Origin of the sequence: Citrobacter sp. Cf132 (genome assembly GCF_030333885.1) — a bacterium.
Classification (GTDB): Bacteria; Pseudomonadota; Gammaproteobacteria; order Enterobacterales; family Enterobacteriaceae; genus Citrobacter; species Citrobacter freundii.
The window spans coordinates 451,822-463,600 of the sequence record NZ_JAOWFA010000071.1; the positions used below are offsets into that span (position 1 = coordinate 451,822).

Below are 11,779 nucleotides of genomic sequence, written 5' to 3' on the forward strand. Positions count from 1 at the left end.
CACCTTCAAAGCGTCACCAGGGAATATCTGACAACGAACAGAAAATCAGCCGCCCTTCTATACTGATTAAAAATCAACGCTGAAGAGAGTCTTATGCCACTTCCCGATTTTCATGTTTCTGACCCTTTCACGTTAGGCATTGAACTGGAAATGCAGGTGGTCAATCCTCCGGGCTACGACCTGAGTCAGGATTCTTCCCGGCTGATTGACGCCGTAAAGCCACTGCTTACCGCCGGAGAAGTGAAGCACGATATCACGGAAAGTATGCTGGAGATGGCGACCGGAGTTTGTCGCAATATCGACCAGGCGAGTGCTGAATTATCCGCTATGCAGCAGATAATCACGCGGGTTGCTGCAGAGCAGCACCTCGCCATTTGTGGCGGTGGTACGCATCCATTTCAAAAATGGCAACGTCAGGAAGTCTGCGATGACGAACGCTATCGGCGTAACCTGGAAAATTTCGGTTATCTTATTCAGCAGGCGACGGTATTTGGCCAGCATGTGCATATCGGCTGCGCAAACGGCGACGATGCCATATACCTTCTGCACGGCCTGTCGCGATTTGTTCCGCATTTTATTGCGCTCTCTGCCGCTTCACCTTATATGCAGACGTCCGACACGCGGTTTGCCTGCGCGCGACTGAATATATTCTCCGGATTTCCCGATAATGGCCCGATGCCATGGGTGAATAACTGGCAGGAATTCGAGGGGCTATTCCGTCGACTGGCTTACACCAGCATGATTGATAGTATTAAAGATTTACACTGGGATATCCGTCCCAGCCCGCACTTTGGCACGGTAGAGGTTCGGGTAATGGATACGCCACTGACCCTTGATCATGCGGTCAATATGGCAGGGCTTATTCAGGCTACCGCCCACTGGTTACTCACCAAACGGCCGTTCAAGCACCAGGAGCGTGATTACCTGTTGTATAAATTCAATCGTTTTCAGGCCTGTCGCTTTGGTATGGCGGGAATCATCACCGACGTCAATACCGGCGACGGTTGTCGCCTGTCAGATGACACATTGCGACTACTGGAGAATGTTGCGGTCCCTGCGGATAAAGTGGGCGCGGCCAGCGCGATTGAAGCTATACACCTGCAGGTTAAAAATGATCATGATGAAGCACAAAACATGCGTGACTTCGTCGCCGAAGGCGGGTCACTGAGTGGTCTGGTGAAAAAACATTGTGAGATTTGGGCCGGGCTTTGAGCGTGGGAATTTGCGTTGCCCGCAGAGATCCCGGACAATGGCTTTTTAACTCAAGTTTAACAATGTTATGAAACACCCGCTTGAATCACTGATGACCGTAGCAGGGATCCTGCTGCTGGCTTTTTTGTCTTGCCTGCTGCTGCCCGCCCCCTCGCTTGGCCTGGTGCTGGCGCAAAAACTCGTCGCCATTTTTCATCTGATGGATCTCAATCAGTTTTATACTTTGCTGTTTTGTCTGTGGTTTTTACTGCTGGGTGTGATTGAATATTTGGTGCTGCGCTTCATCTGGCGGCGCTGGTTCTCGCTGGCGGATTAGACCCGCGAGAACCCTTTGCTGTTAATGCGTTCGGCTATGATTTTCTTTGCGATAAGCTCCCGGCGGCTGGCTGAACGTACGGGTGAAAATACGCGTAAAGGTCTGCTGCGAATCGAATCCATATTTCAAACAGATGTCGTACACTTTCTGGTCGGTATCGCGTAGATCGCGCGCGGCCAGTAGCAGCTTACGTTCCCGAATGTAACGCCCGAGGCTTTCGCCTTTATACTGCATAAAAAGACGCTGCAGGTGCCATTTTGAATATCCCGCATGGCGTGCAATATCATCAATGCGCAATGGTTGATTCAAATTATCATCAATCCATTCAACAATCGTATCAATTACCTGAGCAGAAATCGTCATCATGCTCTCCCCTGTATTCATTGAGTCACCTGTTGCCACCAGGCCGTAAACAGTTGGTCCGGTTCGGACAGTATTACCGGTTCACCCAGCATTGGCGTCAGCAATCGGTAATTGTAACGACGGCTGGCAAGCGCCAGTCGTTTGTAAGGATCATCCCAGGTATGTTTCGCCAGAACGAAACGACCTGCATGCCCTGGTAGAACGGCTTTCGCATGCAGATCGACCGCAGCCTGTGCCGTTTCTTCCGGCATCATGTGAATAAACTTCCAGTCATGGTCATACTGGCCGTTCTCCATAATCGCCAAATCAACCGAGCCAAACTGCTCGCCGATGGCTTTAAAATGCGGTCCATAGCCGGAATCGCCGCTGTAATAAACGTTCTGCTCCGGCGTTTCAAACATGAAACTCGCCCATAGCGTCTGATTGCGCTTGATGCCTCTCCCCGAAAAATGACGGGCTGGCAACGCATGAACGATCAGCGAATCCGTTACTCTGATGGATTGATTCCAGTCCATCTCGTCGATTATCTCGCCGCGCATTCCCCAATAACGCAGATGTGACCCTACGCCAAGCGGCGTAATCACCCGCTTAATTTTCGGCATTAACGCCTTGATCGTGGCGAGATCCAGATGGTCATAGTGATCGTGCGAGATAATAAGCAGATCGATCTCCGGCATCGTCTGTGCGGACCACGGATAATCACCGGCAAAGGCTTTGTTCAGGAATGAAAGCGGTGCGGCATAGTTGCTAAACACGGGATCGATCAGGATACGTTGACCCGCCAGCTGCAAATACCACGAAGAGTGACCCAGCCAGACAAGCGTGTCCTGCTCTGGAGATAACCCGGCGAGATCGGTCGCCACCAATGGCAACGGATGTGCTGGCCGCGCATTTTCGCGCTTAGCGACCAAAAACTCCCACCAGGCAGCCAGCATACTTTTGTTGCCGGTATAGCCCGGTGTTGGCACCTGGTTATGAAACTGTCCATCACGATAGTGCGGTGACTGTTCAACCTGACTCAGCTGTGCCCCTTTCGGTGCCTGACCAAACCCGGCATTGAGTAAAAACGGTAAACTTGCAGCTGCGCCAATGAGCATAATAACAACCACACAAACTGTGAGACGCTTCATATCCTGACCTTAAACACGCCCCCTTTCCGCTGGTTTGCGTGACTGACCCTTGATTATGAGTGAGTAAGCACTCATTATAGAAATCGAAAGTTCGCCGTCAAGATGATTTTCAATCTTTGACATTCACCGTTGCGGTGCTGCAAAGGCCGTGATTCAATCATGCTTTTTACAACTTAAGGGTAAAGTGTAGTGGCTCGTCCGAAGAGTGAAGACAAAAAATTGGCATTACTGGAAGCTGCAACCACAGCATTTGCACAATCAGGTATTGCGGCGTCTACCGCCGTAATTGCCCGCAATGCAGGTGTTGCGGAGGGAACGTTGTTTCGCTATTTCGCGACCAAAGATGATTTGATCAACGAGCTTTACCTCTTTTTAAAGCACGATCTCTGTCAGTCGATGATGGCAAATCTGGATCGCTCAGTGACCGATGCCAAAACCATGACTCACTATATCTGGAACAGCTACATTAGCTGGGGCCTGAACCACACCTGTGGGCATCGCACGATTCGCCAGTTAGCCGTTAGCGAGAAAATCAGCAAAGAAACAGAACAGCAGGCTGACGATATGTTCCCCGAACTGCGCGATCTTTGTCATCGTTACGTACGACCTGAGTTTATGTCTGACGAATATCGCGCCTTTGGCGATGGCCTTTTTCTCTCTTTGGCGGAAACCACCATGGAGTTCGCTGCCCGAGACTCTGCCCGGGCCAAGGAATACATATCGATGGGATTTGAAGCGATGTGGCGCGCTCTAACCCGCGAGGAACAATAATGGACGGCCAAACCCTGCCTACCTGTGCGAAACGCCTTGCGCTCGAACTGCCTTTTACCGAACACTGCTGGCCATTCGGCCCGGAATACGATGTCTTCAAGGTTGGCGGTAAAATTTTTATGCTGGTCACGGAGCTTCGCGGACGTCCGCTTATTAACCTGAAATCCGATCCGCAAAAATCACTGTTAAACCAGCAGATCTACCCCAGCATTAAACCCGGCTATCACATGAATAAAAAGCACTGGATCTCGGTCTATCCGGGCGACGACATTACCGAGTCATTACTGGCAGAGCTGGTGAATGATTCCTGGCACCGCGTCGTTGACGGCTTGCCGAAGCGGGATCAAAAACGCCTGCGTCCAGATTGATTTATCGTTAACCCCGATAAGTGTTTTTGCATTTTCCTGTCTTATCTTTTTCCTGCTAACCCTGTACCCTGCTGAAACAAAACGTACCCGCAGGGTATAAAAAACCACCAGGAGTAGTTATGGATATTGTTTCTGTCGCCTTAAAACGTTACTCCACTAAGGCATTCGATCCGACTAAAAAACTGACCGCTGAGCAGGCCGAAAAATTAAAAACGCTGCTGCAGTTTAGCCCATCCAGCACCAACTCTCAGCCATGGCATTTTATCGTTGCCAGCACTGATGAAGGTAAAGCGCGTGTGGCCAAATCCGCAGCCGGCGGCTTTGTGTTCAACGAACGTAAAATGCTGGATGCTTCCCACGTAGTAGTGTTCTGCGCCAAAACGGCGATGGACGACGCGTGGCTGGAGCGCGTGGTGGATCAGGAAGAGAGCGATGGCCGCTTCGCCACCCCTGAAGCTAAAGCTGCAAACCACAAAGGTCGTACCTTCTTTGCTGATATGCATCGCAGAGAACTGAAAGATGACAACCACTGGATGGCAAAACAGGTGTATCTGAACGTTGGTAACTTCCTGCTGGGCGTTGCAGCAATGGGTCTGGATGCAGTGCCGATCGAAGGCTTTGATGCGGCGGTGATGGATGCAGAGTTTGGTCTGAAAGAAAAAGGTTTCACCAGCGTAGTGGTGGTCCCGGTGGGTCATCACAGCGTAGAAGATTTCAACGCCGCGCTGCCGAAATCCCGTCTGCCGCTGGAAACAACGCTGACAGAAGTCTAGTCCCCACATTTGCATAAGCTCCACACAGCGGTCATCATAGACCGCTGTTTATTAAGGAGACGTTATGCAGGAATTGATATCTCAGGTAGAAGAACTCGGCATTGAAATAAATCACACCACTTCGCTGGTGATGATTTTTGGCATTATTTTTATCACCGCCATTATTGTTCACGTTATTTTGCACTGGGTGGTATTACGCGCATTTGAAAAACGCGCCAGCACCAGTTCCCGTCTGTGGTTGCAAATTATCACGCAGAACAAATTATTCCACCGCCTGGCGTTTACGCTGCAAGGTATCATCGTCAATATACAGGCCACACTCTGGCTACAAAAAGGCAGTGAAGCGGCAGATATATTAGTGACTTGCGCACAGCTGTGGATCATGATGTACGCCCTGCTGTCCCTGTTTTCTCTGCTGGACGTTATTCTCAACCTGTCACAAAAGCTCCCAGCCGCATCCCAATTACCCTTAAAAGGTATATTTCAGGGTATCAAACTGATCGCCGCCATCCTGGTCGGGATCCTGATGATTTCCCTGCTGATAGGTCAATCGCCGGCAATACTGATAAGCGGTCTGGGTGCCATGGCAGCCGTGCTAATGCTGGTATTTAAAGACCCGATTCTCGGTCTGGTGGCCGGAATACAGCTCTCGGCCAACGACATGCTTAAGCTTGGCGACTGGCTGGAAATGCCGAAATACGGTGCAGACGGTGCTGTTATCGATATTGGTTTAACCACCGTCAAAGTGCGCAACTGGGATAACACCATCACCACGATCCCCACCTGGTCACTGGTATCAGACTCTTTTAAAAACTGGAGCGGAATGTCGGCTTCAGGTGGTCGGAGAATTAAACGCAGCATCAGCATTGATGCCACCAGTATCCATTTTCTTGATGAGGATGAGCGTCAGCGACTGCATAAAGCACACCTGCTGAAACCGTATTTGACCACGCGTCACCAGGAAATCAACGAGTGGAATCAGCAATTAGATGCGCCTGAATCGGTATTGAATCACCGCCAAATGACCAATATTGGTACCTTCCGCGCTTATCTGAACGAATATTTGCGTCATCACCCGCGTATTCGCAAAGATATGACGTTAATGGTGCGCCAGCTTGCGCCAGACGATCACGGATTACCAATCGAAATTTATGCTTTTACCAATACGGTGGTCTGGCTGGAATATGAAAGTATTCAGGCTGATATCTTCGACCATATCTTTGCCGTGGTCGAAGAGTTTGGCCTGCGCATTCATCAGTCGCCTACCGGAAACGATATTCGCGCACTGTCTGGCGCGTTTCAGCGTTAATCTGCAGAATAGATAAATCACCGATCTCATCACCAGGATGAGATCGGTAGAAACTTAGCGGGACTTACGACGCAGCAGTTTAAAGGCCACAAACAAGAAAATGATCCACACTGGCAGCAGGATAGCTGACAGGCGCATCTCATCCATCGTACACATCAGCACCAGGATCATGCCAAGGAAAGCAATACACAGGTAGTTCCCTGCTGGATACAGCAGCGCTTTAAACTGTGTGTCACGTCCTTTGCGACGCATCGCCGCCCGGAATCGCAGATGTGCCAGGCAGATCATAATCCAGTTCAGCAGCAGCGTCGCCACCACCAGCGCCATCAGCAGGCTAAAGGCCTTTTGCGGCAGCACATAGTTGATCAGTACCACCAGCGACGTAATAGCACCGGAAAGGATCAGTGAATTCACCGGTACGCCGCGACGGCTGACGCGGGTTAAGAACTTCGGTGCGTTCCCCTGAACCGAGAGACCAAATAGCATACGACTGTTAGAGTAGACGCCACTGTTATACACCGACAGCGAAGCCACCAGGATGACAAAGTTCAGCGCAGAAGCCACCACGTTGCTATCAAGATTATGGAAAATCATCACAAACGGGCTGCTGTTGGATTTCACTTCCACCCACGGGTATAGCGCCAACAGCACCACCAGAGAACCGATGTAAAACAGCAGAATACGGTACACCACCTGGTTTACCGCCTTTGGAATGCTTTTCTGCGGATCCTGCGCTTCCGCGGCGGTAATCCCGATAAGCTCCAGCCCGCCAAAGGAGAACATAATCACTGCCAGCGACAGAATTAATCCGTTCCAGCCGGTAGCAAAAAAGCCGTTGTAACGCCATAGGTTATCGATGCTTGCATGTTCCCCGCCGTTACCGGAAAACAGCATCCACACGCCAAAACCTATCATGCCGATAATGGCCAGCACTTTAATCAGTGCGAACCAGAATTCCGTTTCGCCATACAGACGTACGTTGACCAGATTGACGGCGTTGATGATCACGAAGAATGCCGCGGCCCAAATCCAGGTCGGGACATCGGGCAGCCAGTACTGCATGTAGATCCCGGCCGCTGTCAGTTCCGCCATACCGACCAGCACAAACATCACCCAGTAGTTCCAACCGGACAGAAAACCCGCGAACGGTCCCCAGTATTTATAGGCAAAGTGGGCAAAGGATCCGGAAACGGGTTCTTCCACTACCATTTCGCCCAGTTGACGCATAATCAAAAAAGCGATGATCCCGGCCACACCGTAACCCAGTAACACCGCAGGTCCCGCCATCTGAATAGCCGGGCCAATGCCTAAAAACAGGCCCGTACCAATTGCACCGCCCAGTGCAATTAACTGAATATGGCGGTTTTGCAACCCTCGTTGAAGCGTCGGCTCATTTGTTGACGCGGCATCAGACACGCTGGTGTCAGATGCAGTTGACGCGTTTTTCACGCCCTTCCCCTGTGTCGTTTTTATTGAAGGGGCTTCTTTTAACATTTCAACCTGGTTGTCGCAAGGCGCAATCGATTGGATACGCCGGGCTTCCTTGCCCAACGCACCGAGGCTCTGCAGAAAAACAATAGAAAGAAGGCGAGTTGTTATTGTTTATTCAGGTCAATACGTACCACGTTATCTGGCGCAGAGGTGGAGTGGTCTTTATTAAATTTCTGTTTCACGGTGACAAACAGGGTTTGCCCATCTGCCGAGAGCAGCAGGCTGTTGGGGTTAGGCGGTAAGTCCCAGCTTTTCTTCACACTGTAGTCGGTCGCATTCAGGCTGAGTAATTTCCCTGAATCACGCTGGGTAATATAGATTTCGTTGCGTTTTGCGTTGAATTTCACCGCCAGCGAATCACCCACATCCAATTTTTTCAGCAGCTTACCGGTATGGATATCCAGCACCAGGGTGGTCTTCGCTTTCGAGTTGTCGGTAACAAACAAGCGACCCGTTTGCGCGTCCTCTGCCATATTCAGCAGCAGCGCAGGTTGTTCCCCCAGCGGCTGCCAGCGTTTCTCAACACGCTGATTACGCGGGTTGATGACAAGAATTTCACCGCCGCCGTTAGCCGCATAAATTCGCTGCGTCACGTCGGAATAATGCAGTCCGGTCATCCATTTACCCGTATTTTTAATGCGGGTTTTCAGTGTCAGGGTTTCAGCGTCAACCACCCAAATCACCGCCGGATCCGCCACGGCGCCAATATAGAGCAAGCCGTTATGCAACAGAACCTGACGTGCACCGTACGGGAACCCTTCTGGGTTACGTTCCGGGAACAATACGCGATTTTTCACTTTACCGTCAGCGGTATTCAGCGCGCTCAGGCCGCCATCCAGTGAGTTGGTGACATACACCGTTTTACCGTCCGGCGAGATAGCCATACCAAAGTTTTTCATATCTGTATGACTCAAACCGAGCGTTTTAAGCGTTTTCGGATCCAGCTTGTAAACCACACCGCCCTGCACATCTTTAAATCCTTCGGCGCTGGCAACGTACAACGCATCCCCTGCCGGGCTAAGCGCCATTTCATATAACCCAGCCGCCAGCGCGCGTTGCTGTACATCGGTGACGGCAGGTTGCGTTGTTTTTTCCGTAACGCTGGCGTTGCTGGCTGGCGTGGTATGCGGCGCACAACCGCTTAACGCCGCAACAATCAGCAATGCCAGCGCGGATGTTGTTTTTTTCATTGTAGGGATCCTTACCAGAAGTAATACAGAGAGCTAATAACAAAGGAGAATGAGAACTATACGCATTATCTTTACTGAATCAAGAATAATTACCCGAGAGTAAAAAACATGAAACAGAGGTTTGAAGATGCAGACAGGTGCGCGCGACTTCCGGTTTTTCATAATTACAGTGAATTATTCTGGACGAAAAGGCATCGCAGGCCACAGAATGCGCTTTACTGTTTTTCTAACATTTTCAAACGGGTGAACCTGTTGTACTTCAGCCACTCGTTTTTTAGCCAGGCCAGGCAACGACTGTCATGAATAAGATCATCAAACGACTGGAAATCGTCAAAAGCGCTATTGAACTGGAAGATGAGGAGATTATTTTCCAGCAGGTGGCGCATCTTAAAAATGAACCTTTGTCAGTCGTACCTGGCACCATTGTGCAGGCGATCGAAGAACGACGTTTTAGTGATGCCCTGCGTGAAATCTCGGCCTGGCTGCAATCTCAACGGGCAGTCTCTACGTGGCAGGATCCAGCCATTGCCGCCAGTAAGCTGGAACTCAAAGCGCTCGAAACACAGCTGCGTGACCTGATCGATAAGCGCAACACGCGCATTCAAATCCTCGATGATTTCAACGATCTGTATCACCTTCGTCTTGGACCGCTGATGAGCCGCATTCTCGAACTACGTAAACAGCTCGCCGCCAGCGCCCAGCGCAAACAGGAAGCGGAGCGAAAACGTCGGGAAAAAGACTATCAATCCTGCCAGCACTATATTTCCCAGGCTGTTGATCAACTGGCCAGGCTCAAGCAGCACTGGATGAATCAGAATTCAGATTCGCGCGAATCGGTGGAAACACGCCAACGTATTCAGCAACAAATGGAACTGATTACCGCCCTGCTGGCGGAGATTCGTGAGTTGGAAAACGACTTTTCTCGCCAGGACGACAGCGCAACCCGTCAGGCACAGGAAGAGGCCAGCCATGAATATGATGAATATCAGGAGCAGCAGCAGGATGCGCAGCATCGTTTTAGCCGTGACCAGCGGCTTTCCTCTGATGAACGTAATGAGCTAAAACGCCTGTGGCGTCAGGCCAGCCGTCTTTGCCACCCGGACGTGGTAGCCGATGATCTGAAAGAGAAAGCGCATCAGATGATGGTGCAGCTTAACCAGGCACGTCAAAATGCCGATCTTGCCGCCGTCCGGGCGCTACTGACTCAATTGCAAAGCGGCCTCGAACCGATGATGGCGAGTGACCGATTGAACGATTTGCAGCATTTACGCAGCAAAATACAACAGCTCAGAGAACACATTAACGCGCTGCTGAAAGAGATTACCGAACTGGAAGCGGAGAACGCCTGGCGGCTTGCCACCTCCGTGACAGATAAAGAGGCCTACTTCTCCGATCAACAACGGGCGCTTACGGAAATCCGCAATACGCTGGAACAACAGGTGCAACAGGTTGAGCAGGAGCTGTTGGCGGGCTAAGCGCTATCGCTAGCGCATTAAGACAAAATGACACCTGCAAGCCAGATTTCAACATTAGGCACAAAAAGACCAAAAAAGGATAAAGCACTAATAAATTGCTTTAACGTAGAAATATCATCTGGGATAATCCTATTTTTAGCCGATAGGTGTAAATTCGGCAATATTTCCCTCTTCTCCTAACCTTCCACCTCCTACGTCCTGGCCAGGATTAAGAATTCTCCTATCCTCAATTAATCCCATGAAGAAAAATGAGTATCTTATTGAAATTAAAGCCATTACATATAAATACCTTTCTTTAACCCTAGGAATACCCTGCCTTTATACAAACCTCCTTCTTATTATTATCCCGATCCATAAGCGAAATCTATCAATCATTTACTCAGAGCTGAAATAAACGATTTATCTTAAATTTTAACAAAGTGTAATATCCACTTTAAGGATAGTTAATGATTCTAATTAATACAGAGAATTTCTGTTTGATCTGGAATTAATAAGGATACGTTCACAGCACAGAACGTTATACGAGATTTAATTAACATTTCACGCGTCGCAAGAAACTCTTTTTTAACCTAAAAAAAGAGGCGACTGCTTGCACCAAAATTTCAAGGAGATCGTTATGTCAAAAGCTATTTTTTTGGGTGACTCAATTTACCCTTGGCTAGGCATGCGAGAAATCCTACGTGGCTCATCATTATTTATTGATATCACGTACTACTCCTCCCAGACACTTTCTGCTGTCAAAATGCTCCCTTATGAAACGGATTGCATCATCATTAATCCTGACAAATCAGATTTTTTAAAATATGCCAGGATTATCCGCAACATGGCTTTACGACCTGTCACCAAAATTATTGTTTTGGCAGATGAAGCTACCTTTGCCATTTTTCAAACCGTTTGCGGGAAGAACATGCAATTTCTCGATCAAGACACCAGCCTTGATCAGCTATTACAGACCGTCACACGTATCACGCAAAACAAAAAACAACAAAGTATCAAAGAACTACACACAAAAATTACAGCTAACGAATTTAACGTAATGATGATGCTTGCCCGAGGATGGTCACTGACACAAATCGCCGGGGCATCACAAAAAAGTGAAAAAACCATCGGGGCGTACAAAAGCAATATTGCCAGAAAACTCGGCAAAAATAACACCCGGCTCAAGTACACCATTTCCCACTATAGCCAGCCGTAACTGACTTATTTAAGGACAATTATCACGGTTATTATTTAAAGAGGTTTTCTTTCGACTCGCTTTTTTAATTCCGCATCGCACGGAAGGGAACCCTATTTCCAAAATCCATTACCGGGTAGCACATCCGCGTGCCAACCATAGCCAACAACTCAACGTATTAACACATACATAACAGGAATGTAGACA

General features: G+C 49.3%; 12 protein-coding genes. 8 read left to right on the plus strand and 4 right to left on the minus strand.

What is annotated here, in order from left to right:
* The first annotated feature begins 93 nt into the window (after positions 1-93).
* Both OGV85_RS22755 and OGV85_RS22760 read left to right on the plus strand, forming a co-directional pair.
* Positions 94-1,212, plus strand: a complete 1,119-nt coding sequence (locus OGV85_RS22755) for a YbdK family carboxylate-amine ligase (RefSeq protein WP_061548049.1) — start codon at positions 94-96, stop codon at positions 1,210-1,212.
* Positions 1,213-1,279: 67 nt separating this feature from the next.
* The gene (locus OGV85_RS22760; protein ID WP_008784044.1) at positions 1,280-1,528 is read left to right on the plus strand and encodes a DUF1158 domain-containing protein; all 249 of its coding nucleotides are present in this window, start codon (positions 1,280-1,282) and stop codon (positions 1,526-1,528) included.
* A 21-nt stretch (positions 1,529-1,549) separates the two neighbouring features.
* Here OGV85_RS22760 and OGV85_RS22765 read toward each other — a convergent pair whose 3' ends face one another.
* Together OGV85_RS22765 and OGV85_RS22770 are read right to left on the minus strand one after the other, a co-directional pair.
* Positions 1,550-1,891 carry a RamA family antibiotic efflux transcriptional regulator gene (locus OGV85_RS22765; RefSeq protein WP_003021996.1) on the minus strand — a complete coding sequence of 114 codons (342 nt, stop codon included), beginning with the start codon at positions 1,889-1,891 and terminating at the stop codon, positions 1,550-1,552.
* A gap of 17 nt (positions 1,892-1,908) precedes the next feature.
* Positions 1,909-3,021 (minus strand): MBL fold metallo-hydrolase, encoded by a 1,113-nt coding sequence (locus OGV85_RS22770; RefSeq protein ID WP_032948766.1) that lies wholly within the window; start codon positions 3,019-3,021, stop codon positions 1,909-1,911.
* Positions 3,022-3,210: 189 nt separating this feature from the next.
* Here OGV85_RS22770 and OGV85_RS22775 point away from each other — a divergent pair, with 189 nt between their 5' ends.
* The 4 genes from OGV85_RS22775 (at position 3,211) to OGV85_RS22790 (ending at position 6,242) form a co-directional block, all read left to right on the plus strand.
* A complete protein-coding gene (locus OGV85_RS22775; RefSeq protein WP_003021988.1) occupies positions 3,211-3,792 on the plus strand; it encodes a TetR/AcrR family transcriptional regulator in 582 nt (193 codons plus the stop codon).
* The gene (locus OGV85_RS22780) at positions 3,792-4,160 is read left to right on the plus strand and encodes an MmcQ/YjbR family DNA-binding protein (protein WP_032948764.1); all 369 of its coding nucleotides are present in this window, start codon (positions 3,792-3,794) and stop codon (positions 4,158-4,160) included. Before OGV85_RS22775 ends, OGV85_RS22780 begins: the two co-directional genes overlap by 1 nt.
* Before the next feature lie 119 nt (positions 4,161-4,279).
* A complete protein-coding gene (gene nfsB, locus OGV85_RS22785) occupies positions 4,280-4,933 on the plus strand; it encodes an oxygen-insensitive NAD(P)H nitroreductase (protein ID WP_061548172.1) in 654 nt (217 codons plus the stop codon).
* A gap of 64 nt (positions 4,934-4,997) precedes the next feature.
* Positions 4,998-6,242 (plus strand): mechanosensitive ion channel family protein, encoded by a 1,245-nt coding sequence (locus OGV85_RS22790; protein WP_003021981.1) that lies wholly within the window; start codon positions 4,998-5,000, stop codon positions 6,240-6,242.
* A gap of 54 nt (positions 6,243-6,296) precedes the next feature.
* Here the strand turns inward: OGV85_RS22790 and pheP are convergent, their stop codons facing one another.
* A complete protein-coding gene (gene pheP / locus OGV85_RS22795; RefSeq protein ID WP_003021979.1) occupies positions 6,297-7,691 on the minus strand; it encodes a phenylalanine transporter in 1,395 nt (464 codons plus the stop codon).
* A gap of 146 nt (positions 7,692-7,837) precedes the next feature.
* Positions 7,838-8,923: a YncE family protein gene (locus OGV85_RS22800; protein ID WP_061548171.1), complete on the minus strand. Its 1,086-nt coding sequence runs from the start codon at positions 8,921-8,923 to the stop codon at positions 7,838-7,840.
* A gap of 299 nt (positions 8,924-9,222) precedes the next feature.
* On the opposite strand from OGV85_RS22800, the gene OGV85_RS22805 reads away from it, so the two are divergent.
* Together OGV85_RS22805 and OGV85_RS22810 are read left to right on the plus strand one after the other, a co-directional pair.
* Positions 9,223-10,398, plus strand: coding sequence for a coiled-coil domain-containing protein (locus tag OGV85_RS22805; RefSeq protein WP_061548170.1), 1,176 nt, complete (start codon positions 9,223-9,225; stop codon positions 10,396-10,398).
* 616 nt (positions 10,399-11,014) lie between these two features.
* Positions 11,015-11,593: a LuxR C-terminal-related transcriptional regulator gene (locus OGV85_RS22810; protein ID WP_003835695.1), complete on the plus strand. Its 579-nt coding sequence runs from the start codon at positions 11,015-11,017 to the stop codon at positions 11,591-11,593.
* The last annotated feature ends 186 nt before the right edge of the window (positions 11,594-11,779 follow it).